This window comes from Aeromicrobium tamlense (genome assembly GCF_013408555.1).
Lineage (GTDB): Bacteria > Actinomycetota > Actinomycetes > Propionibacteriales > Nocardioidaceae > Aeromicrobium > Aeromicrobium tamlense.
The window spans coordinates 946,992-968,666 of the sequence record NZ_JACBZN010000001.1 but is presented as its reverse complement, the minus strand read 5'-3'; the positions used below and the strand labels follow the sequence as shown (position 1 = coordinate 968,666).

Genomic DNA, 21,675 nt, shown 5'->3' with positions numbered 1-21,675 from the left:
GCCGGGTCTCGTGCGGCACGCTATGAGTGACTGCCCCGGCCTCGGGGCGCTTGCGGTGAACGGCAGGTGAAACCCGGAGGGCCATCTGGCGCTCACACCAGGTTCGGCAGCAGGCTCATGCCGAGATCGGTCGCGATCCAGGCCAAGGCGACGACCGGGGCGGACAGCAGGACCCACGCGCGGGCGCGCCCGAGCCGGGCTCGCGCATACGTCGCCACGCCGGCCAGCACCCCGAGTCCCGCCAGCACGAGCGCCAGGAGCGGCAGCACGGAGGTGTCACGGCCCATCGGCTGCTCGGCCGCGGGCACGGCCGTCATCCGTGCCGGACCCGCCTCATGGGGCGTGGAGACGAGCTCGGCGTCCACGTAGATCACGGCTCCGGGCGACAGCGCCGCCAGTCGACCCTGACCCTCGGCTCCCACCAGGACGAGGCGTCCCTGCCCGGGGACGAGCGGCTGGGGCAGCGGGTCGCCCGCGCGCCTCACCCCGCTCACCTCGTAGGCGGCACGGCCCTGTCCGGTGACCGTGGTGATCGTGTCGCCGACCCGCAGGTCCGCCAGTCCCCCGAACGGCGCGCCGAACGTACTGCTGCGGCCGTAGACCACCGAGGTGCCGGGCTGGCCCGGCAGGACCGTGTCCCGCCGGTGACCCGGTCCGTCGAGCGTCTGGCTCGAGGCGGTGCCCTCGACGACGACCTCGCTGATCCCGTGCCGCTTCACCGTCAGGGTGGACACCGCGGTCCCCGGCTCGATCACTCCCCCGACCGGGGCTGTGGCCGAGGCGAGGTCCGTGCGGAACTGCGCGTAGAGCACGTGCTGGGCGCGGTCGTGCGCGACGCCGCCCAGCACGAGCAGCTGCAGCACGACCCACGCGCACACGACCGCGACCACGGTCAGCGCCTCGGTCACCATCGCGATCTCGGCCGGCAGCGTGACCGGCTGGGCGGCGACCCGCGGCTTGGCGCGCCGTCCCGGCACGCGCACGGTCCAGGCGCTCACCGGCGTGCCCTCGCCGTCGCGATCCCGCGGAGCACCGGCCCGACGGAGGCGGCCGCCAGCCCGACGCACAGCAGCAGCGGCAGCAGCATCCGGCCCGAAGTCGACGTGATCGCCCCGGTGGGCGCGGTCTCGACCAAGGTCACCTTGGTCGCGCCGGACGCCCTGACCTGCTCCTCGGGGACGTCGCCGCCCGGCGCGGAGACCGGCGCGTCGGAGGATCCGCCGCCACCGCCGGACGGCGGAGACGTGCTGGGGGTCGTGTCGGGTGCCCGCTCCGGGCGCTGCGCCGCGATGAGGTCGGCGGCGTGCCGTGCCGCGTCGTACAGGCGCTTGGTGACACCGGACGCGACGATCGGGACGTAGCCCGCGGGCAGGGTGCCGTTCGCCGACCCGGGCCGCTGGCCCTCGGTCGTGGCGACGCGGATGAACTGCGCCACGTGCTTCGCGTCCTTCGCGGCCAGGCCGCGCGTGCGCGCCACGGTGTAGACGATCATCGTCCCGGGGTACGCCTTCGGACGCTTCGCCAGCGCCTTCTGCGTGATGGCGAAGGCGCCGGTGGTGCCCTTCACCTCGGTGGCGGCCGCGACGGCCGCAGCCATCGAGGACGGTGTCGGCGCGACCCACGTGCTCGCCGAGGTGCGGACGGCCGCGGTCCTCAGACCGAGTCGCTCGGCGTCGCCGACGCTCACCACGCCCAGCATGAAGCGCGCGCCGACGCCCTGGCGGTCCGCCCGACCGAACTTGTACGGGTCGGAGCTCGAGGGTCGCTCGCACTTCGTCTGGACGTTCGGCCACGCGTCGAGCACGGCCTCCGCGATCGTGCGCAGGCTTGACACCGGCGCCGCGAGCTGGGTGAAGTACGGCGTGCTCAGCTGCTGCTGGCAGTCGAGGTCGTACTCGGGCACGAACGTGTCGAGCAGCGGCCACTCCGCCACCGGCAGCCTGATCCGCCGGTAGCTCGGGTTGACGACCATGCCCCACGGATCGGCGGTGCCGTTCACGAACGCGCGCGCGTCCGCGTCGGCCGCGATGTAGGACGTCAGGGACGTCATCACGTCCGAGGACTCCGAGAGCGACAGCACCGTGGCGGCCGCCTCGCGCGTCGTCGTGTCGAGCCCGGGGTTGAGGGCGATGAACTCCGGATCCTGGTTGAGCGACTGGGGGTTGCGCCCCATGCCGGGGTGCTGGGCCCCGTAGGCCGATCCCGTGTACGACTGCGTGAGCAGCTTGGCCAGCAGGCGCGGTGTCAGGCGGAGTCGCTCGTACTCCCCCGCGTTGTCCGGCCGGTCGATGACGTACGAGATCGCGAACCCGGTGACGGCCGTCGGCGCGTAGGCCACCGGCGTCTCGTCCTCCTGCTCGCGGCGACCGGACACCAGCGCCGCGGGCGCGACGTTCTTCTCCACGAGGGCGAAGGCGGCCTCGTCGGACATCCGGTTGTGCTGGAACTTGAAGCGCTTCTTCGACAGGCAGTAAGCCGGCGCCCACTGCAGCGCGGCCTGGGACATCAGCTCGGAGCCGTAGAAGGCCGTGGGCGCGCGCGAGTCGAGCACGTCGCACACGTTCGGCGCGGTGCCGAACGTGACGGGGACCGTGATCCGGTTGCGCCAGTTCGAGCCGGCCCACCAATAGCCGGCGGACACGGCGTCGTCGACGCCCTCGCCGGCGAAGTTGCTGGAGCCGGGCGCGAACCGTCCCGTGCGGGTGCACTCGTCGTCGCCGTCCACGCAGCTCAGCCCCATGATCGGGATGACGACGATGGAGCACGCCACGGTGTCGCTGCAGCCCAGCGACTCGTTCTCGGTCGCGGTGCGGACCTCGAAGCTCACCGAGCCGGTGCCGTCGGTGTCGGTGAAGGCGGCCTGCTCGGCGGCTGGGAGGGCCGCGTCCACGGCGGCCTCCGGGGCCATCGTCTCGGCGCTGCACGACGTGTACGTCTTGCCGCTGGCCGCGACGAACGGCACGGCGTGCGCCGAGAAGCTCGGCACGTCGTCGCACCCGCTCGTGGGGAACGGCTCGATGCCGCTCTTCTGCTCGGTGTCGCCAGGCCTGGCGTGCAGGTCGCGCCGCCAGATGGCCTGGCGGTCCGACGTGGAGCGGAAGCGCTGCTGGGCCGTCGAGGTCCAGCACGTCTCGGGCGAGACCCGCTGGGCGGCCGGGAGGCCCGCGTCGTCGCGACCACGGCACTGCAGGATGACCACTGGGTACTCCTGGCGCAGGCCGGCGGCACCGAACGGGCTGGCAGCGCGCCCGCCGCTGGGGTGGGCTCCCTTCCAGCTGACCCGCACGCGCTCGCGGCCGCGCAGGTTCTCGGTGTGGTCGACGCTCACCGTCACGCGGCGCTTCTCCACCGAGATCGTGTCGCCGTCGTCCTCGAAGGCGCGGTCGACCTCCTTCGTCCGGGTGAACGCGGAGCTCGGGGCGGCCTCGGCGTCAGGTGCCGCGGTGACGGGCAGGCCGGCGGCCAGCACCAGCAGGGCGGGCAGGAGCAGCATGAGGCGCTTCATCGGAGGTCTCCTCGCCGGCGCAGGAGCGCCGCCACGATGCCGGGGATCAGGACGATCGCGAGCAGCTCCAGGACCGCCACGGTCCCGAAGACCCGCGAGTCACCGGGCCGCGACGAGGTCAGCTCGACCGGCACGGCCTGGGCGCTCCCTCCCACCTGGCCGGACGCCTGGACCGCGTCACCCGTGACGGGGTCCACGGCACCGCCCTCGGGCGCGGTGTCGACCGCGCCCGACGGGTCGGTCCCGGCGCCCGCCGGGGTGTCCGAGGCGGCCTTGTCCGTGCTGGACTTCTGGGCCTCCTCGAGCGTGGTCGGGGCCGATCCGGTGCCACCGTCGCACGGGCCCGCGCCGACCTTGTCGCACGCAGCGGGCTTGGGCGCGATCTCGGCGAGCTTGTTCTTCGTCAGGTCACCGGCCACGAAGGTCGGGTTGTTGCACGACTTCACGTCGCGCCCCGCGATCTCCACCTTGGGGTCGGCGTTCTTGAGGCGCTTGAGCTGGTCGAAGCCCGCCTTCACGAGGTTGAGCGGCAGCGGCGAGTAGCCGTACGCGCCGGCCTTCGACTGGCCCTCGCACAGCGAGTAGTACATGAAGTCCGCGAGCGTCTGCCGCTTGGTCGTCGACATCCGCCGGTCCGACGCGCCGGTGGGCAGCAGCATGTAGGAGTACGAGCTCAGCGGGTAGGCTCGCGGGTCCTTCGCGTTGTAGACGCCGTCGAGGATCTGGGTCAGGTAGTCCTGCGAGCCCTTGTCGGTGTTGATCCGCGCCCTGGTCAGCGCCACGGCCACGTTGTACTGGGTGGGCTCGACGAAGAAGCCCGCCTCGTTGAGCACCTTCACGACCGGGAACTTCTTGTTCACCGGGTACGAGTACTCGACGTAGCCGATCGTGCCGTTGCCCGCGGCGCCGGCGATCGTGTTCATGACCTGGTCCGAGCCGGCCGCCGCGATCGTGTCGCCCCGGCGCGGGTAGTACGACGTGAGACCGGACGTGCCGAAGAACCCGCGCCAGACCTTGGGGTGCTGGGCGTCCATCCAGCGCGTGAACTGCGCCGTGGTGCCCGAGCCGTCGGAGCGGACCACGGGGATGATCTTGAGCGAGGGGAGCTTGCGCCCGTTGTTGTCCTTCGCGATCGCCGGGTGGTTCCAGTTGGTGATCTGGTTCGTGAAGATCTTGGACAGCGTGTCGCCCGACAGCCGCAGGTTCTTGACCAGCTTCCCGCCGACGCGGATCTGGTAGGAGAACGCCGTGCCGCCGGCGATGATCGGCATGTACGCGAACTCGCGGCTGCCCGCGGTGTCGGCGTTGCCGCTCTCGTCCTTGCCCTGGTACGGGATCTCGGTGATGCCGAAGTCGGTGACGTGCTGGGCGAACGCCTTGCGACCCTGGGACGAGCCGCCGCCGTTGTAGGTGACCTTCATGCCGTTGGCGTTCACGTCGGCGATCCACTGCTGGACGATCACCTCCGACCAGGTGGAGCCCGAGCCCTCGATCTGGGCGTACGCCGCGTGGGCGGGGCGGATCGACGACAGCGTCACGATCGTGAGCGCCGCCAGCACGAGGACCAGGCGGTTCCGCGTGCGCAGGGGGGACAGGGTCATCGGGATCCCTTTCGAGGACGGGCGAGGCGGCGGGCGATGGCGAACAGCACGAGCACCAGCAGGAGGAGGACGGTGGCGGCGGCGAAGGCGCGCTCGATGTACATCGGCTCGCCGCTGCGCACGGTCGAGTAGATGAACAGCGGCAGCGAGTTCATCACGCCGTCGGTGGGGTCGAGCACGAGGAACGAGGCGGCGCCGGAGGTCAGCAGCACCGGCGAGGTCTCGCCGATGCCGCGGGCGACGCCGAGGATGAGCGCGGTGGCCAGGCCGGGGCGTGCCGTGGGCAGGACGACGTGCCAGACCGTCCGCCACCGTGACGCGCCGAGGGCGAGGCTCGCCTCGCGCAGGCCGCCCGGCACCACCCGCAGCACGACGTCGGCCGCGCGGGCGATGATCGGCAGCATCATGACACCGAGCGCCATGGCGGCCGCGAAGCCCGACCGGTCGATCCCGAGCGCCACGATGAGCGTCGTGTAGATGAACAGGCCGGCCACGATCGACGGCAGCGCCGTCATCGCCTCGACGACCGTGCGGACGATGCGCGCGTAGCGCCCGCCCACCTCGGTCATGAACACGGCCGTGCCGATGCCGAGCGGCACCGTGACGAGCACGGCGATGCCGACCTGGATGAGCGACCCGGCGATCGCGTGCAGGATGCCGCCGCGGTCGAAGGAGTCCCGCGGGCCGACCCCGGACATGTCCTGCGTGAGCAGCGAGAGGTGGAACAGTGCCTCCGCGCCGCGGTAGACGATGAACGCCACGGTGGAGAGCAGTGCGACGGCGACCGTGAGCGCCGCGACGTGCACGAGGGCCGCGACCACCCGGTCGACGACGACGGGCCGCGGCTCGGTCATGGCGGTGGCCACCGCGAGCACGGCGAGGCCCGCGACGACGGTCGAGAGCACGAGGGGCAGCAGGCCCGTCCACGGCAGCAGCCGCGCGTTGACGATCCACGCCAGAGCGAAGCCGGCGACCCACGAGCCGATCTCGACGAACCGGTCCTCGGCCGTCACGGTGGACAGGCGGCGGGTGCCGGTGGGCGGCTGGGGCGTGGCCAGGTCCGGCCGGGCGATGCTGGTGCTCATGCCTCGGTCCCCGCTCCGGATCGGCTCCGTGAGACCACGACCGCCGCGGCCGTGTTGATGACGAGCGTGATGACGAACAGGACGAAGCCCGCCGTCAGCAGGGCCTGGAGCTGGCCGCCGCTGGCCTCGCCGAACCGCCCGGCGATGAGCGCCGAGACGGTGTTGGTGCCGATCTCCAGCACGCGAGGCTTGAGCTCGAACGCCGGGGAGATGATCAGCAGGACCGCGATGGTCTCACCGAGGGCGCGGCCGAGGCCGAGCATCGTGCCGCCGATGATGCCGCCCCGCCCGAAGGGCAGGACGACCGAGCGGATCATGCCCCAGCGGGTGGCGCCGAGGGCGTACGCGGCCTCCCGCTCCCCCAGCGGCGCCTGGCTGAACACTTGGCGCATCACGGCGCACGCCATCGGGATCACCATCATGGCCACGGCGAGGCCGGCGATGAACGCCGACGCGGTGTAGCGGCTCTGCTCCCAGATCGCGGCCTGCGGATCGGCCTGCACCTCGAAGAACGGCAGGAAGCCCAGGTACTCGTGCAGCCAGCGGGCCACCGCGCTCGCGTGCGGCTGGAGCAGGAAGAAGCCCCAGAGTCCGTAGATGATGCTCGGCACGGCCGCCATGAGGTCGACCATCGACACCAGCAGGCCGCGCAGCCGCGCCGGCGCGTACTCGCTGATGTACAGCGCCGTGGCGAGCGCCAGCGGGAACGCCACGACGAGCGCGACGGCCGCGACCGAGAACGTGCCGACCAGCACGGCACCGATGCCGACGACGTCCGCGTCGGGCTCCCACTGCGTCTCGGTGAAGAACGAGGCACCGTAGTGGCGCAGCGTCGGCACCGCCTGCAGCGCGAGGAACAGGCCGATGCCGCCGGTGATCAGCAGGACGGTCGTCCCGGTGGCCCTCATGGCGACGGCGAAGACCCGGTCGGCGCCGGCCTGGCCGCCTCGGATCGTGCGGGGGACGTCCGGTGCGTCGGACGACACCCGGGTGGGCAGGACCGTGGTCACACGACCTCCAAGCTCTCGACCCCGAACAACGACGGCTGTGACTCTAGGGACGCTGCGGCGGAGAGATGAGCACCTGCGATGAACGCGGCATGAACGTTGGGAGGCACCTCGGTGGGGATGCGACGATGGGGCCATGAGCCTCTCGATCACCGGTGATGCCACCGCCGACCAGCTGCTGACGGACGACCCCTTCGCCCTCCTCGTGGGCATGCTGCTCGACCAGCAGATCGCGATGGAGGCGGCCTTCTCCGGGCCGGCGAAGATCCTCGAGCGCGTCGGCACGCTGGACCCGGCCGAGATCGCCACGCAGGATCCTGAGGGCTTCGAGGCCGTCTTCCGGCAGACGCCCGCCGTGCACCGCTACCCCGGCTCGATGGCCGGGCGCGTGCAGACGCTCGCGGCCGCCGTGCGCGACGAGTGGGGCGGCGACGCCGCGGCGATCTGGACCCAGGGCTCCCCCGACGGCGCCGAGGTGCTCAAGCGGCTCAAGGCGCTGCCCGGCTTCGGCGAGCAGAAGGCCAAGATCTTCCTGGCCCTGCTCGGCAAGCAGTACGGCTTCGACGGCGCCGGCTGGCGCGAGGCCGCCGGCGACTACGGCCAGCCCGGTCACCGCAGCGTCGCGGACATCACCAGTCCCGAGTCGCTGGCGAAGGTGCGCGAGTTCAAGCGCGAGCAGAAGGCGGCGGCGAAGGCGGCGAAGGCGCGCTGAGGCTCAGGCGTCCTCGGCGTCCGCGCCCAGCGCGGAGCCCTCGAGCCACTCGTCCCACGAGCGGTTCCAGTCGGTCCACCCGTTGGCGGGCTCGAGGCGACGCGGGCTGCCGACATAGCTGACGATGTCGCCGCGCTTGCTCTGCGCGAACACCCACGCGGCGTCCTTCGTGCTCATGCCGACGCAGCCGTGGCTCACGTTGGCGTTGCCCTGCGAGGCGGCGGACCACGGGGCAGCGTGGAGGAACTCTCCCGAGTTCGTCACGCGCATCGCGTACTTGACGCCCTTGAGGTTGTAGTAGTTCGGGTCGTCGGAGTCCACGCCCGTCGTGGCCGCGTCCATGTCGATCGAACGGTGCTTCTCCATGATCACCTTGATGCCGTTGCGGCTGCGGTGGTCGGCGTCGCCGGTGGAGACCGGGATCGTCCGCCGGGCCTTGCCGTCGATCTTCACGGTCATGCGATGGCGCCGCGTGTCGACGACGCTCACGACCGAGCGACCCACCGTGAACTCCACGTGCTGGTCCTGCTGGCCGTAGATGCCGTTGCCGGCGTGGACGCTGTTCAGGCCGAGGTCGACCGTGACCTTCGTGCCGGGCTTCCAGAACTTCTTCGGCCGCCAGTGGGCGGTGTTGTCGCTGAGCCAGTACCAGCCACCGTCGGTGGCCGGCTGGGCGGTGACCTTCATCCGCTTCTCGAAGGCGGCCCGGTCCTTGACCGCGATGTCGAAGCTGACGATGACGGGCATGCCGACGCCGACGGTCTCGCCCTGGAGCGGGGCCACGGCCGGGTACGTCTGCTCGTCGAGGCTCAGGGCTCGCGTGGTGAACCGCGAGGTCTCGGTGACCTGCCGGCCGTCGTCACCCGTTCCGGAGGCGGTGAGCACGTAGGTGGTGGCGGGCTCGAGCAGCTGCCCGGCGGTCCAGCGGACGCCGTGCACCTCGCCGGGGATCGTCGTCGCGCCGTCGGCGCTCGCGAGCGTGACGTCGGCCAGCTGGCCGTCGAAGCCGTCGACCGTGACCACCGAGTCGACGGGGACGTCCGCGGCACCGTTCTCGACGCTCGCGGTGATCGTCAGCGGATCCTTGGCCTTCTCCTGCTCGGCCGGGTCACCGCTGCCGCCGCCACTCGTGCACGACGACGCCAGGACCATCACGACCAGGGCACCCACGGCCCGCATTCCCCACCTGCTCACGCCTGGAAGTCTAGGCAATCGCACCCCACGGCCCGGACAGCGAAACGCCCCCGGTGTCGGAACACCGAGGGCGTGACGCGCGGGGATCGGGCTCAGTGAGCGTGGATCCCGCGGTAGTACTCGAAGATCCAGCCGCAGACGCAGATCGCGCCGAATGGCAGGGCCAGGATGAACATCCACCAGCCGAAGACGACGCCCAGGACCAGGAAGCCGAAAGACATGGCGGCGAACAGCGGCCACCAGGAGAAGGGCGGGAAGAAGCCGAGCTCGCCGGCGCCCTCCGCGATCTCACCGTCGAGACGGTCCTCGGGACGCTCGGGGATGGCCTTGGCCACGAACCACAGGTAGAAGCTGATCATGAAGAACAGCAGCATCGCCATGATCAGCGCGACCGTGCCGGTGACCTCGTGCGCCACGGCCCAGTAGACCGGGGTGACGATCACGAAGAAGATCGCGCAGCTGAAGAACAGCCAGAATTCCTTGCGCATCGATCACTCACCAGCCTTGGGGTTCTTGCCGCCGAGCGCCTCGCCACGACCCTCGAGGTCGGGGGTGTCGGCCAGCGGCTCGTTGGCGTCGGGGTTCTGGGCCATCTCCAGCTCCACCACGTCGGGGTGGTGCAGGTCGAAGGCCGGGCTCTCCGAGCGGATCCGCGGCAGCGACACGAAGTTGTGACGCGGCGGCGGGCTGGACGTGGCCCACTCGAGCGTGCGGCCCCAGCCCCACGGGTCGTCCTGGCGGACCAGGGGCGCCTTGCGGGACTTCCACACGTTGTAGATGAACGGCAGCGTGGAGGCACCGAGCAGGAACGCACCGATCGTGGAGATCTCGTTCAGGCGGGTGAAGCCGTCGCCGGGCAGGTAGTCGGCGTAGCGACGCGGGAAGCCCTCGACGCCCAGCCAGTGCTGCACCAGGAACGTCAGGTGGAAGCCGACGAACAGCAGCCAGAAGTGGATCTTGCCCAGCTTCTCGTCGAGCATCCGGCCCGTGATCTTCGGCCACCAGTAGTAGTAGCCGGCGAACATCGCGAACACGACCGTGCCGAACACGACGTAGTGGAAGTGCGCCACGACGAAGTAGGTGTCGGAGAGGTGGAAGTCCAGGGCCGGCGAGGCCAGGACGATGCCGGTCAGACCACCGAAGAGGAAGGTCGTGAGGAAGCCCAGCGAGAACAGCAGGGGTGTGTCGAACGAGACGGACCCGCCCCACATCGTGCCGATCCAGTTGAAGAACTTCACGCCTGTCGGCACGCCGATCAACAACGTCATGAAGCTGAAGAACGCCAGGTTCACCGCTCCGGTGACGAACATGTGGTGGGCCCACACCGCGGCCGAGAGGACCGCGATCGCCAGGGTCGCGCCGACCAGACCGACGTAGCCGAAGACCGGCTTGCGGCTGAAGACCGGCAGGACTTCGGTGATGATGCCGAAGAACGGCAGGGCGATGATGTAGACCTCGGGGTGACCGAAGAACCAGAACAGGTGCTGGTACATGATCGGTCCGCCCGTGGAGGGGTCGAACACGTGCGCCCCGAGCATGCGGTCGGCGCCCAGCGCGAGCAGCGCCGCGGCGAACACCGGGAACACGATGATGATCAGGATGCTGGTGACCAGCGTGTTCCACACGAAGATCGGCATCCGGAACATCGTCATGCCGGGAGCGCGCATGCAGAAGATCGTGGTGATGAAGTTGACCGCGCCCAGGATCGTGCCCAGACCCGACATGTACAGGCCCATGACCCACAGGTCGCCACCGACGCCGGGGCTGTGGATCGAGTCCGACAGCGGCAGGTAGGCGAACCAGCCGAAGCTGGCGGCGCCGCCGGGGACGATGAAGCCCGAGACGGCGATCAGCGAGCCGAACAGGTACAGCCAGTAGCTGAACATGTTCAGGCGCGGGAACGCGACGTCGGGAGCACCGATCTGCAGCGGCATGATCATGTTGCCGAAGGCGAAGAACAGCGGCGTCGCGAACATCAGCAGCATGATCGTGCCGTGCATCGTGAACAGCTGGTTGTACGTCTCGTCGCCGACGAACTGGCCACCCGGGCGAGCGAGCTCGGCACGGATGATGAGGGCCAGGATGCCACCGAAGATGAAGAAGAAGAACGTCGTCACGGCGTACATCTGACCGATGACCTTGTGGTCGGTGGTCGTCAGCAGCGTGAAGGCCTTCGTCCCGAGGGAGCGCTCCCTGACGGGTCGGCGCGGTTCTGACGCGTCGAAGGTTGCGGTGGCCATCAGTCCTCCGGTTCGCTCTCGCCGCTGGCGTCCAGCCCGGCGACGGTGTCAGCTGTGGTCGAGCCCTTCGGATCGCCGACCTGGCCGGCGGCCTCGAGCTCGGCGAGGTGGGCGCGGTACTCCTCGGGGGAGACGACCTTGACCTTGAACAGCATGCGGGTGTGGTAGACGCCGCAGAGCTCGGCGCAGCGACCGGTGAAGGTGCCCTCGCGGTTCGGCGTCATCGTGAATGAGTTGTTGCCGTCCTTGCCGGGGATGTTGCCCGGGACGACGTCCATCTTGAAGTAGAACTCGGGGACCCAGAAGGAGTGGATGACGTCCGGCGAGATGAGCTCGAACTTCACCGACTCGCCCTTGGGCAGCCACAGCTCGGGCAGGTTCGCGGTGTCACCCTGGTCGAAGACCGACTCCCCACCGGGGGCGCCCTCGAGGTAGTTGAAGGTCCACTGCCACTTGCTGCCGACGACCTCGATCGTGTGATCGGGGTTCTCGACCTCCTCGAGCTGCGCGTTCTGCGACTCGACCGTGTGGAAGAAGAACACCGCGACGATGATGACCGGGGCGATCGTGTACAGCGCCTCCAGCGGGAGGTTGTAGCGCACCTGGACCGGCGCGGGATCATCGGCGTTCTTGCGGCGGTAGCGGAGGGGCGCGTAGAGGATCATGCCGAACACCAGCAGGAACACCACGAGCACTGCGATCCACGTACCGAGCCACAGGTTCCACATGTAGATGGATCGGTCAGATCCGGCCACGGGGAGCGCGAGTCGGTTCAGGTCCGACTCGTCCAAGGGCGAGCAGCCGCCAAGCATGACAGCGGCCAGGGCGGTCAACGCCGCCAGTTTCATTCGACCCACGGAGCGCCTTTCTCAGAAGATCTCGACCACACAGGGTTTTGATGAACAGTAACGCAGGCGACCGGTCGCCTAGCGGGTTAGGTCAGCCTGACTTGACGACCGTGTCATGGGTGATCGACAGCGCCGTGCCGATCTCGTCGCAGGCCTCGTCGCCGTACGTCGAGCGCACCCGATCGAGGAACGCCGAGCGTTCCAGCACGTACTCCTGGGTGCCGATCGTCTCGACCACGCTGGCCGCGATCGTGCAGCCCACCTGGGCCGCGCGGTCGAGCGAGAGCCCGGCGGCGACGCCGGCCATGAATCCCGCCCGGAAGCTGTCGCCGACGCCCGTCGGGTCGACGGCGGTGACGCCCTCGATGGCCCCGATCTGGTGGCGCGTGCCGTCGGCCTCGTGGACGACGCAGCCGTCCTTGCCGTGCGTGACGACGCGGACGCCCACGCGCTCGGCGATGTCGGCGTCGCTCCAGCCGGTCTTCTTGGCGATCAGGGCCGCTTCGTAGTCGTTGCTGAACAGGTACGCGGCACCGTCGATCAGGTCGCGGATCAGCTCTCCCCCGGCCCAGGCCAGCTGCTGGGAGGGATCGGCGGCGAACGGGATGCCCAGCTCGCGGGCGGTGCGCGTGTGCCGCAGCATGCCGTCGGGGTCGTCGGGGCCGATGAGGAGCAGGTCGATCGGGCGCTCGGCATGCAGCGCGGCGATGTCGATCTCGCGCGCCTGGGCCATCGCGCCGGGGTAGAACGTCACGATCTGGGCGTGCGCCTCGTCGGTCGTGATGGTGCACAGCGCGGTGTGCAGCGTGGGCGACACCAAGACGCTCGAGCAGTCGACGCCGGACTCCTGGAGCCACTCGCGGTAGCCGAGGTCGAAGTCGCGACCGACGGCGGCGACGAGCGTGGGGTGCAGCCCGAGGCTGCCGAGCCCGAAGGCGATGTTGGCGGCGCATCCGCCGCGGCGGACGTCGAGGTCCTCGACCAGGAACGAGACCGCCAGCTTGTCCAGCTGGTCGGGGACGAGCGAGTCGGAGAACTTGCCGGCGAAGGTCTGCAGGTGGTCGGTGGCTACCGACCCGGCGATGGCGAGGTGCACGGCCGCCACCATATGCGATCGGGGCACGCCGCCGGAAACCCCGGTGGCGTGCCCCGATCGACGTGGGCTGCTGGACGACTCAGTGGAAGGAGTCACCGCAGGCGCAGGAGCCGGTCGCCATCGGGTTGTCGATGGTGAAGCCCTGCTTCTCGATGGTGTCGACGAAGTCGATCGTCGCGCCGTGGAGGTACGGCAGGCTCATGCGGTCGACGACGACGTTGACGCCGTCGAACTCGCGGATCTCGTCGCCGTCGAGCGTGCGCTCGTCGAAGAAGAGCTGGTAGCGCAGTCCCGAGCAGCCGCCGGGCTGCACGGCGATGCGCAGCGCGAGGTCGTCGCGGCCCTCCTGCTGCAGCAGGCTCTTGACCTTCCCGGCCGCGCCGTCGCTCAGGGTCACACCGTCGGCGGGCGTGGTCTCGGTGGTGGTCTGGTCCGTGGCGGTCATCGAGGCTCCTCGGTCTACGGATGGATCATGCCGTCAGGTGCAACACGGCGCGATCGGATTCGATTCCCATGGTACGCGGCGGATCGAAGTCGTCGAGCGGCACCGGCCGGTCGCGCGCGCCGTCTCAGGCCGACCAGGACCGGGCGACGCGCTCGGCGAGGTCGGCCAGATACCGGTGGGGCTCGCGCAGCGCGGCCTCCTCGCCCACCCGGTCGACCATCCCGTAGGCCGACTCGACGCCCAGGGCGCGCATCTCGCGGCTGCCGACGTCGACGCGACCGGCGAGGACGACACAGGGCGTGGCGTGCTCCATGGCGATCGAGGCGACGCCGTGCACGACCTTGCCCGCGCGGGAGGAGTAGTCGAACGCCCCCTCCCCCGAGATCACGAGGTCGGCGCCCGCCACGAGGTCGGCGAGGCCCGCCTCCCGGGCGACCAGGCCGATGCCCGACGTGACCTCGGCGCCCAGGACCAGCAGCGCGAACCCGAGACCACCGGCGGCGCCGGCACCCTTCTGGTCGGCGACGCGTCGCTCGGCGGGCGTGCTGCCGCAGGCGGCCTCGACGAAGCGGTCGAGACGGTGGTCGACGGTGATGACCTGCTCGTCCGTGAGGCCCTTCTGGGGACCGAAGGTGCGCGCCGCGCCGAACATCCCGAGCAGGGTGGTCTCAACGTCGGCCGCGACCACGAGCTCGATCCCCTCGAGCCGCGCACGTGCCGGGGCCAGGTCGACCTCGGTGACGCCGTCCAGCCCGGTGGGGCCGGCGTCCAGGGGGACGTCGGACGTGGCGCCGAGGGCCGCGAGCAGTCCCGCTCCTCCGTCGCTGGTGGCGCTGCCGCCCAGTCCCACGACGATGCGCCGCGCTCCCCCGTCGACGGCCGCGGCGATCGCCCGGCCGACGCCGACGGTGGTGGCGTCCATCGGACGCCGCTCGGACACCAGGTGCAGCCCGCACGCCTGCGCGGACTCCAGGTAGACCGTGTCACCGGCGACCAGCAGCCCGACCGGCGCCGGCTCGCCCAGCGGGCCGGGCACGGTGACGACCTCGAGGCGCGCGTCGGCTCCGAACGCGCCCTGCAGGGCGTCGAGGAAGCCCGGTCCACCGTCGGCCATGGGTGCCTCGACGAGCTCGTCGCCGGGCGCGGTGCGCCGCCACCCCTCGGCGATGGCGCGCGCAGCCTGGGGTGCGGTAAGAGTGCCGGCGAACTTGTCCGGGGCGACGACGATGCGCACGTCAGGCCGAGGCGGCCTTCTCGGCCGCGGCGAGCAGCACGCACGTGGCCAGGCCCTCCATCGCGAGCGTCAGCTCCTGCAGCGGCGGGAACGACGGCGCGATGCGGATGTTGCGGTCGCGCGGGTCCTTGCCGTACGGGAACGAGGCGCCGGCGGGCGTGAGCGAGATGCCGGCCTCCTTGGCCAGCTGCACGACGCGCGAGGCGGTGCCGTCGACGACGTCGAGGCTGACGAAGTAGCCGCCCTTGGGCGTGGTCCACGTGGCGACCTCGTGCGGGCCGAGACGCTCGGACAGGATCCGCAGCACCGTGTCGAACTTCGGCGCCAGGATCTCGCGGTGGCGCGCCATGAGGTCGAGCACGCCCTGCGGGCTGCCGAGGAACTGCGCGTGGCGCAGCTGGTTGACCTTGTCGGGGCCGATCGTGCGGATCGCCGTGTGCGACAGGTACCAGGCGATGTTGTCGGGCGAGCCCGCGAGGAAGCTGACGCCCGATCCGGCCAGCGTGATCTTCGACGTGGACGCGAACATCAGCGGGCGGTCGGGGTGCCCGGCTGCCGAGCACAGGCCGAGGATGTCGGCCGACTTCGCGTGCTCCTCGGTGAGGTCGTGGACCGCGTAGGCGTTGTCCCAGTAGATCCGGAAGTCGTCGGCGGCGGTCTCCAGCGAGGCGAGCTCGGCGGCGACCTGCTCGCTCACGACGGCACCGGTGGGGTTGGAGTAGGTCGGCACGATCCAGATGCCCTTGACCGCGGGGTCGGCGACGTGGGCGCGCACGGCCTCCATGTCGGGGCCGTCCTCGCGCATCTCGACCGGGATCATCTCGATCCCGAGGTGCTCGCAGATCGCGAAGTGGCGGTCGTAGCCCGGCGCGGGGGCCAGGAACTTGACCGGGCCGTCCTTCCACGGGGCCGATCCGCCGGGGACGCCGTGCAGCATCGCGAACACGATCGAGTCGTGCATCATCGACAGGCTCGCGTTGTTGCCGGCGAGGAGCTGGCCCACGGGGACGCCGAGCAGCTCGGCGAAGATCTCGCGCAGCTCGGTCAGGCCCGTGCCGCCGCCGTAGTTGCGGACGTCGACGCCGCCGGACACGTGAGCCTCGACCGGCGTCGTCAGCAGGCCCTCGGAGAGGTCGAGCTGGTCCGAGGACGGCTTGCCGCGCGTGATGTCGAGCTTCAGGCCGGCCTGCTGGAGGTCGGCATAGGCCTGCTGCTGCTCGGCCAGGAAGGCGTCGAGCTGGTCACGGGAGAGGGAGTCGAGGGTCACGGACCCAAGGTATCGCGCAGCACGGTCGTGCCTGCTCCGGCATCGCGGCCCGCTCGGGCTGCCCTACCATCAGGGCCATGACGGGGGACGAGGGCGGACGCGTGCGCCGGTGGCTGCGCCAGCTGAGCCGCACGATGACGCTGCGCCAGGTGCTCGCCGCGGGCGCCACGGTGGTCGTGCTGGCCTCGGGGCTGTTCGGCGGGCTCGCCACCGCGAGGACGGCCGGACCCACCGAGATCGTGGCCGGCGAGCCGTTCCACGCCGAGCCCTTCGACCTCACCGTCGAGCGGCTGCGGTGGTCGGACGACCTGGGCCTCGACGAGGACGTCCGCGGACGCTACCTCGTGGCCGTCGCGACGGTGGAGAACACGTCCGACCACCCCGTCTACACCAGCACCGTCCGCGACTCCGTGCGCTTGAAGGGCCTCGACGGCTTCTACACGGGGCTGCTCGGCGAGGAGACCGGGCGGAGCGACGACGCCGCGCCGCAGGTGCTCGTGCTGGCCGACGCCAGCCCGCTCAGTGCCGTCGCGCCCGGGCTCGAGTACGAGGTCGCCTTCGTGTGGGAGCAGGCGGCGTCCGAGCCGTTGCCGACCGAGGCCACCGTGGCCGTCTCGGCCTGGACCTGGCGCCGCAGCTCGCTCGACGACCAGCTGATGTGGTTCGACCCGACGGTCACCCACGCGGGCACGCTCGCGGTGTCGCAGGGGCGTGCGTCATGAGCGTGCTCGGCCTGCGACGGCCTCCCGCGACCGCCGGCGTCCTCGTCGTGCTCGCCCTCGTGCTCGGGCAGTGGCTGCACCAGCAGCTGCCGGAGCGTGCCCAGTCCTCACGCCCCTTCGAGGAGCCGGTCGCGGTCGGCGGCACGGCCGCGCTGCGCAGCGGTGACCTCGAGGTGCTGTCGGTCGACGGCGCGCGCTCGGTGGCGCCCGCCGGCGGCGCGACCATGGTCTCCCCCGGCGTCTTCGTCGCGGTCGAGCTCGCCTGGACCCCGCGGGGCGAGTCCTCCGACCTCACCTACGCCGCCCTGCGGGACAACGCCGGACGCGTGCTGCCGTTCTTCGGCACCAGCGGCCGCAGCTCCGTCTCGTGCACCGGCCTCATGGTCGACCGGCCCGCGCGGTGCGTCGCCGTCGTCGAGGCGGATCCGCGCAGCGTCCCCGGCGCCTCCGTGGCACTGGCGCCCCTCGGCCTCGACGAGCGCTGGGACTCCATGGCCGTGGTCGAGCTCGGAGTCGACGCGAGCGACGTCGAGCGCTGGCAGGAGCGCGAGGAGCCGCTCGAGCTGCCGGCCCCGCGCGAGCTGATTCGGACGGAGGCGTCGTGACCAGCACGATCGAGCACCGCCGCACGTGGTGGCAGCGCAACCGCTGGGGACTCGTGGCTCTTCCTCTCGCTCTCGTGCTGGCGCTGGCGGCGGGCAGCTCGCGGCTCCAGGACTACTGGTGGGCGAAGGGGTTCCACTCACCCGCGCCCGTCGAGGCCTCGCAGGCGCACCTCGTCGACGAGTACGACGACGGTCACCTGCGCTACCCGATCGAGGCGCGGTACACCGTCAACGCGTTCGAGCCGGCGGACGACGTGACCCTGATCGGCGGGGATCCGCTCCCCGACGGCGTGCGCGCGTGGCGACTGCGGCTCGACGTGAGCGCCGACCCCGACGTGTCGCTCGTCGGCTGCACCGTCGCGGTGGTGGACGCCGCCGGCAACCTGCACGGCGAGTCCGACTCGGGCCTGCCGCTGGACGGCGCCCGGTTCTCCAGCTGCGTCCCGAACGCGACGCCGGGTCCGCAGGCGGAGCTCGGCAGCACCGAGGAGCCCCGGCTGCGCGAGGGCGACGAGCCGCGCCCGGCCTCGTTCACCACCGAGACCCTGTTCGTGCTGCCCGCGGAGGCCGAGCCCACCGCGGTGCGGCTCTGGTACTTCCTCCCGCGCTACGTGGAGCTGCCGGTGGACGGCTCGGCCGCCTGATCCGGCTGCGTCCAGCGCCGCTGGTTCGACAGGATCCGTCCGATCGCCGCGGCGAGCAGGCCGGCGAGGACGACGTACTCGACGCCCGACGAGATGATGTCGAGCCACGGCGAGAACGCCAGCGCGGTGTCCCGGTCGCGGGGGCCGAGGACCGCGCGCCAGACCTCGCTCGCCAAGGCGTTCGCCTGGTCGGCGATGACGAAGACGAGGCAGAACATCACCATCGGGACGAGCCCGCCGAGCGCCAGCACCCGGAACCCGTCGCGCAGGCCGCTGAACCGGCCGCGGAAGCCCGAGGTCGCCTCTCCCGCCCAGCGCTTGACGACGGCCGGGGTCCGTGAGCCGACGACGGCCAGCGGTCGCACGCGGGAGAGTCGGGACGGGCGCTCGCGCGGCGCGGGCGGGGCGATGCTGCGGCCGAAGACGACGGCCGCCACCGTGAGCCACGCGAGCGGCACCAGCACGACGTCGTCGGCGTTGTCGATGAACGTGCCGATCCAGCCCACGACCGTGGCGACCGGGTCGCCGATCGGGCCGAGGAACGCGATGAGGTCGGCCCACGTGTCCTGGACCCAGTGCACGAAGCGCCGGTCGGCGACCCACGCCCAGACGCGGTCCTGGTAGGCCGCGAACGAGACACCGAGCGTGACGATCCACAGCGTCTCGACGTAGGCGGCTCCGAACGCGAGCGCCCGGCTGCGCGCCGGGAGGTTGAAGCGGTCGAACAGGAACCGCAGCACCAGCGCCAGCAGGACGATCCCGAAGAGCAGCCAGCCCGTGGCGATCGCGGTGCGGTCGAGGTCGGCGGCCTCGCCGTAGAAGGATCCCGCGCTGCCGTACAGCTCGTCGTAGGTGGCCTCGTTGACGTACGCGCGCACGTCCTCCTTGAGCAGTCCCTGCGCGGCGTAGACCGTGAGGAACGGCAGCAGGGCGCCGGCGAGCACGCCGAGCCAGCCGTCGGTGCGGGGTCCGGTGCCGGGCTCCGGAGCCGACGTGTCGGCGACCAGTCCGGTGACCGACGACGAGACGACCAGGAGCATGACGATGATCGCCACGAGGGTGGACAGCGGCGCCAGCGGCACGATCAGGCCGGCGAGCGTGGAGTGCTCGTCGCTGAGCACGACGGCGAGCCACAGGAACCCCCACCGCCCGGCGGCGCCGAGCAGGTAGATCGTGGCCAGCACCGGCCAGTGCGCCCCGACCAGCCGGAATCCCTGCCACACCACGGCGATCGCGTCGCGCAGCACCCGGCTCAGCTCCCCCATGGGCGCTGAGTCTAGACCGAGTCCGTCACAGTCCCGGGGCGCCCCAGATCGCGAGCCAGCGGCCGAGGTCGGCCTCGATCGGCACGTCGTTCTCCACGAGCGCGCGCATCCTCAGCTCGGTGGGGTTGTCCCGGCGACGCGCTGCGGAGGGGTCGGGCACGAACGGGTAGAACGTGCCGCGCTTGAACAGGTAGACCAGCGCCGACCGGTGGCCCTCGTGCTCGAAGACCACCGTGGAGCACAGCATCGACGCGTCGAAGCCCTGGGCGGCCATCGTGGAGTTCACGGCGTGCAGGTCGGTGACCAGGCCCGACACGTCACCGGACGGCCGGATCACCTCGAGCCACGTGAAGCCGAACTCGTCGTGGTGCATCTCGACCGTGGCGGTGGGGTCGGTGCGGATCATCTCCTGCGCCGAGGCGATGACCTCGTCGTCGGCGCGCCCCTCGGCGTCACGGAAGCAGACCGCGCCGTGACCGCTGAACGCGAAGCCCTCGGCCTCGAGCGTGAGCGCCGCCTGCGGCACCGCGAACAGGACGTCGAGGTTGGCCTTCGGCGGCTTGCTGCGGCCGAGGATCCCGTCGAGGAACCCCACGCTCAGCGCCGCTCGGTGAGGTCGGCGCCGATCCGGGCGAGCTGGTCGAGGCGCGTCTGCAGCGGCGGGTGCGTGGAGAACAGCGCCTGTGCCGTGTCGCCCTTGAGCGCCGGGGCGATGAAGAAGGCGTTCATCGACTGCGCCTCGCGCAGGTCGGACGTGGGGATGCGGCCCATGTCGCCCGAGATCTTGACCAGCGCCGAGGCCAGCTTGGACGGGCGGCCGGTGAGGTAGGAGCCCGAGCGGTCGGCGCTCAGCTCGCGGTAGCGCGACAGCGCCCGCGTCAGGAAGAAGCTGACGGCCGTGACGACGAGGCTCACCAGGATCACGACGATCATCGCGGGGCCGCTGTTCTTGTCGCGGCTGCCGCCGCCGAACCACATGCCCCAGCGGGTGAGGAAGCCGGCGAGCAGGCCGAGCGACGAGGCGACGGTCATGACCGAGACGTCGCGGTTGGCCACGTGCGCGAGCTCGTGGGCCAGCACGCCCTCGAGCTCGTCGGCGTCGAGGCGCTGCATGATGCCGGTGGTGACGCACACCGCCGAGTGGTTCGGCGAGCGCCCGGTGGCGAAGGCGTTGGGCATGTCGGTGACCGCGACGGCCACGCGCGGCTTGGGCATGTCGGCCAGGGCGACGAGCCGGTCGATCATCGCGTGCAGCTCGGGGGCCTGCTCGGGCGTGACGACGTGCGCGCCCATCGACTTCAGCGCGAGCGAGTCGGAGAAGTACCACTGACCCCACGCCATGCCGAGCGTGATGATGACGGCCACCCACAGGCTGCCGGCGACCGAGATCAGCATCGCGCCGAACAGCACGTAGAGCAGGACCAGTCCCAGGCCGACCCCGCCCATGCGCAGGGTCAGCCCGCGGTCACTGCGAAATCTGGTGCGGGCCATGTCCGTCTCCCTCCACGGCGCGCGGCTCGGAGTCGATCGAGCCGAGGGCCTCGTCGAAGCGCCGCAGCAGCGCCTCGTCCTGCGACTCACCCGGTCGGGTGAGGATGCCTTCGTTCATGAGCTCGTCGACGGCGTCGGCCGTGGCCTCGAGCTCGCGGGTGTGCCGCTCGGCGTCGGCCATGACGCGACCGACGTCGCCCGCGGCGGCGCCGATGCCGGCCGTGGCGCCCTGGATCTCGGTGCGCGCCTGCGCCGCGGAGTACCGGGCGGCCAGCGTGTCCTTGCGGACGCGGAAGTCCTCGATCTGGCGCTCGATGCCCGCGGCCGAGCCGATCAGCTGCTGCTCCTCGGAGCGCAGCTGGGAGCGACGGTCGTCGAGCTCGGTGGCGGCCTTCTCCAGCGCGACCTGACGCTCCAGCGCCAGGCGGGCGGAGGCGTCGTCGCCGCGGTCGACCGCGGCCTTGGCCTCGGCACCCGCGGACTCGATCTCGCGGCGCAGCGACGCCAGCTGGATCTCGACGCGCTTGCGGCTGGTGGCGACGTCGGCCACGCCGCGGCGCACCTGGGCCAGCAGTCGCGACTGGGTGCGATAGGCCTCGTCGAGGCGCTCGCGCACCTCCTCGGGATCGGCTCCGGCGTCCTTCGCGGTGTGCGAACGGAACAGCCGCTTCGTCCGTGTCCAGAACCCGCCCTCAGCCATGGCACCACCCTAGC

Annotated in this window: 21 protein-coding genes; 4 read left to right on the top strand and 17 right to left on the bottom strand. The window is 71.2% G+C overall.

Annotation, left to right across the window (positions count from 1 at the left end; genetic code table 11):
• Window positions 1–92 precede the first annotated feature (92 nt).
• The 5 genes from BJ975_RS04865 to pstC are packed head-to-tail and all read right to left on the bottom strand — an operon-like array spanning window position 93 to window position 7,201.
• A complete protein-coding gene (locus BJ975_RS04865) occupies window positions 93–998 on the bottom strand; it encodes a sortase domain-containing protein (RefSeq protein ID WP_179424071.1) in 906 nt (301 codons plus the stop codon).
• Complete coding sequence (locus BJ975_RS04860; protein ID WP_179424070.1) at window positions 995–3,505, bottom strand: hypothetical protein; 2,511 nt, start codon at window positions 3,503–3,505, stop codon at window positions 995–997. Before BJ975_RS04860 ends, BJ975_RS04865 begins: the two co-directional genes overlap by 4 nt.
• Complete coding sequence (locus BJ975_RS04855; RefSeq protein WP_179424069.1) at window positions 3,502–5,106, bottom strand: substrate-binding domain-containing protein; 1,605 nt, start codon at window positions 5,104–5,106, stop codon at window positions 3,502–3,504. Before BJ975_RS04855 ends, BJ975_RS04860 begins: the two co-directional genes overlap by 4 nt.
• A complete protein-coding gene (gene pstA / locus BJ975_RS04850) occupies window positions 5,103–6,191 on the bottom strand; it encodes a phosphate ABC transporter permease PstA (protein WP_179424068.1) in 1,089 nt (362 codons plus the stop codon). Before pstA ends, BJ975_RS04855 begins: the two co-directional genes overlap by 4 nt.
• Window positions 6,188–7,201, bottom strand: coding sequence for a phosphate ABC transporter permease subunit PstC (gene pstC, locus BJ975_RS04845; RefSeq protein WP_317628324.1), 1,014 nt, complete (start codon window positions 7,199–7,201; stop codon window positions 6,188–6,190). The genes pstA and pstC overlap by 4 nt, the downstream gene beginning before the upstream one ends.
• 133 nt (window positions 7,202–7,334) lie before the next feature.
• On the opposite strand from pstC, the gene BJ975_RS04840 reads away from it, so the two are divergent.
• Entirely contained in the window at window positions 7,335–7,910 is a 576-nt protein-coding gene (locus BJ975_RS04840) for an HhH-GPD-type base excision DNA repair protein (RefSeq protein WP_179424066.1), read from the top strand.
• A gap of 3 nt (window positions 7,911–7,913) precedes the next feature.
• Here the strand turns inward: BJ975_RS04840 and BJ975_RS04835 are convergent, their stop codons facing one another.
• The 8 genes from BJ975_RS04835 to BJ975_RS04800 all read right to left on the bottom strand — a co-directional run bounded on the left by BJ975_RS04835 (window position 7,914) and on the right by BJ975_RS04800 (window position 16,234).
• Window positions 7,914–9,104: a L,D-transpeptidase gene (locus BJ975_RS04835; RefSeq protein ID WP_317628325.1), complete on the bottom strand. Its 1,191-nt coding sequence runs from the start codon at window positions 9,102–9,104 to the stop codon at window positions 7,914–7,916.
• A 92-nt stretch (window positions 9,105–9,196) separates the two neighbouring features.
• Window positions 9,197–9,592: a cytochrome c oxidase subunit 4 gene (locus BJ975_RS04830; RefSeq protein ID WP_179424065.1), complete on the bottom strand. Its 396-nt coding sequence runs from the start codon at window positions 9,590–9,592 to the stop codon at window positions 9,197–9,199.
• Window positions 9,593–9,595: 3 nt separating this feature from the next.
• The gene (gene ctaD, locus BJ975_RS04825; RefSeq protein WP_179424064.1) at window positions 9,596–11,344 is read right to left on the bottom strand and encodes an aa3-type cytochrome oxidase subunit I; all 1,749 of its coding nucleotides are present in this window, start codon (window positions 11,342–11,344) and stop codon (window positions 9,596–9,598) included.
• Window positions 11,344–12,192 carry an aa3-type cytochrome oxidase subunit II gene (gene ctaC / locus BJ975_RS04820; RefSeq protein ID WP_179428019.1) on the bottom strand — a complete coding sequence of 283 codons (849 nt, stop codon included), beginning with the start codon at window positions 12,190–12,192 and terminating at the stop codon, window positions 11,344–11,346. The genes ctaD and ctaC overlap by 1 nt, the downstream gene beginning before the upstream one ends.
• 91 nt (window positions 12,193–12,283) lie before the next feature.
• Entirely contained in the window at window positions 12,284–13,288 is a 1,005-nt protein-coding gene (locus BJ975_RS04815; protein WP_179424063.1) for a carbohydrate kinase family protein, read from the bottom strand.
• A gap of 79 nt (window positions 13,289–13,367) precedes the next feature.
• On the bottom strand, window positions 13,368–13,733 hold the full coding sequence (locus BJ975_RS04810; RefSeq protein ID WP_179424062.1) for a HesB/IscA family protein: 366 nt from the start codon (window positions 13,731–13,733) through the stop codon (window positions 13,368–13,370).
• A 124-nt stretch (window positions 13,734–13,857) separates the two neighbouring features.
• Window positions 13,858–14,967, bottom strand: a complete 1,110-nt coding sequence (locus tag BJ975_RS04805; protein ID WP_179424061.1) for a glycerate kinase family protein — start codon at window positions 14,965–14,967, stop codon at window positions 13,858–13,860.
• 1 nt (window position 14,968) lies between these two features.
• Complete coding sequence (locus tag BJ975_RS04800) at window positions 14,969–16,234, bottom strand: aminotransferase class I/II-fold pyridoxal phosphate-dependent enzyme (RefSeq protein ID WP_179424060.1); 1,266 nt, start codon at window positions 16,232–16,234, stop codon at window positions 14,969–14,971.
• Between the two features lie 77 nt (window positions 16,235–16,311).
• On the opposite strand from BJ975_RS04800, the gene BJ975_RS04795 reads away from it, so the two are divergent.
• Genes BJ975_RS04795 through BJ975_RS04785 form a run of 3 tightly spaced genes read left to right on the top strand, consistent with a single transcriptional unit; the run spans window position 16,312 to window position 18,205 of the window.
• The gene (locus tag BJ975_RS04795) at window positions 16,312–16,956 is read left to right on the top strand and encodes a hypothetical protein (protein ID WP_179424059.1); all 645 of its coding nucleotides are present in this window, start codon (window positions 16,312–16,314) and stop codon (window positions 16,954–16,956) included.
• Complete coding sequence (locus BJ975_RS04790) at window positions 16,953–17,561, top strand: hypothetical protein (RefSeq protein ID WP_179424058.1); 609 nt, start codon at window positions 16,953–16,955, stop codon at window positions 17,559–17,561. Before BJ975_RS04795 ends, BJ975_RS04790 begins: the two co-directional genes overlap by 4 nt.
• On the top strand, window positions 17,558–18,205 hold the full coding sequence (locus BJ975_RS04785; protein WP_179424057.1) for a hypothetical protein: 648 nt from the start codon (window positions 17,558–17,560) through the stop codon (window positions 18,203–18,205). The genes BJ975_RS04790 and BJ975_RS04785 overlap by 4 nt, the downstream gene beginning before the upstream one ends.
• Here the strand turns inward: BJ975_RS04785 and BJ975_RS04780 are convergent.
• The 4 genes from BJ975_RS04780 to BJ975_RS04765 are packed head-to-tail and all read right to left on the bottom strand — an operon-like array spanning window position 18,169 to window position 21,661.
• Window positions 18,169–19,470: a hypothetical protein gene (locus BJ975_RS04780; RefSeq protein ID WP_179424056.1), complete on the bottom strand. Its 1,302-nt coding sequence runs from the start codon at window positions 19,468–19,470 to the stop codon at window positions 18,169–18,171. The two genes, BJ975_RS04785 and BJ975_RS04780, sit on opposite strands and share 37 nt — an antisense overlap.
• A 25-nt stretch (window positions 19,471–19,495) precedes the next feature.
• Entirely contained in the window at window positions 19,496–20,065 is a 570-nt protein-coding gene (pspAB, locus tag BJ975_RS04775) for a PspA-associated protein PspAB (RefSeq protein WP_179424055.1), read from the bottom strand.
• A gap of 2 nt (window positions 20,066–20,067) precedes the next feature.
• Window positions 20,068–20,961 carry a zinc metalloprotease HtpX gene (htpX, locus tag BJ975_RS04770; RefSeq protein WP_179424054.1) on the bottom strand — a complete coding sequence of 298 codons (894 nt, stop codon included), beginning with the start codon at window positions 20,959–20,961 and terminating at the stop codon, window positions 20,068–20,070.
• Window positions 20,936–21,661: a PspA/IM30 family protein gene (locus BJ975_RS04765; RefSeq protein WP_179424053.1), complete on the bottom strand. Its 726-nt coding sequence runs from the start codon at window positions 21,659–21,661 to the stop codon at window positions 20,936–20,938. The genes htpX and BJ975_RS04765 overlap by 26 nt, the downstream gene beginning before the upstream one ends.
• Window positions 21,662–21,675: the final 14 nt, after the last annotated feature.

Bases quoted from the DNA above. Each gene is read 5' to 3' on its own strand.
- pstA (WP_179424068.1), bottom strand. From the start codon at position 6,191: ATGAGCACCAGCATCGCCCGGCCGGACCTGGCCACGCCCCAGCCGCCC.
- BJ975_RS04810 (WP_179424062.1), bottom strand. From the start codon at position 13,733: ATGACCGCCACGGACCAGACCACCACCGAGACCACGCCCGCCGACGGT.
- ctaC (WP_179428019.1), bottom strand. From the start codon at position 12,192: ATGAAACTGGCGGCGTTGACCGCCCTGGCCGCTGTCATGCTTGGCGGC.
- BJ975_RS04795 (WP_179424059.1), top strand. From the start codon at position 16,312: ATGACGGGGGACGAGGGCGGACGCGTGCGCCGGTGGCTGCGCCAGCTG.
- htpX (WP_179424054.1), bottom strand. From the start codon at position 20,961: ATGGCCCGCACCAGATTTCGCAGTGACCGCGGGCTGACCCTGCGCATG.
- BJ975_RS04855 (WP_179424069.1), bottom strand. From the start codon at position 5,106: ATGACCCTGTCCCCCCTGCGCACGCGGAACCGCCTGGTCCTCGTGCTG.
- BJ975_RS04790 (WP_179424058.1), top strand. From the start codon at position 16,953: ATGAGCGTGCTCGGCCTGCGACGGCCTCCCGCGACCGCCGGCGTCCTC.
- BJ975_RS04860 (WP_179424070.1), bottom strand. From the start codon at position 3,505: ATGAAGCGCCTCATGCTGCTCCTGCCCGCCCTGCTGGTGCTGGCCGCC.
- BJ975_RS04780 (WP_179424056.1), bottom strand. From the start codon at position 19,470: ATGGGGGAGCTGAGCCGGGTGCTGCGCGACGCGATCGCCGTGGTGTGG.
- ctaD (WP_179424064.1), bottom strand. From the start codon at position 11,344: ATGGCCACCGCAACCTTCGACGCGTCAGAACCGCGCCGACCCGTCAGG.
- BJ975_RS04830 (WP_179424065.1), bottom strand. From the start codon at position 9,592: ATGCGCAAGGAATTCTGGCTGTTCTTCAGCTGCGCGATCTTCTTCGTG.
- BJ975_RS04765 (WP_179424053.1), bottom strand. From the start codon at position 21,661: ATGGCTGAGGGCGGGTTCTGGACACGGACGAAGCGGCTGTTCCGTTCG.
- BJ975_RS04840 (WP_179424066.1), top strand. From the start codon at position 7,335: ATGAGCCTCTCGATCACCGGTGATGCCACCGCCGACCAGCTGCTGACG.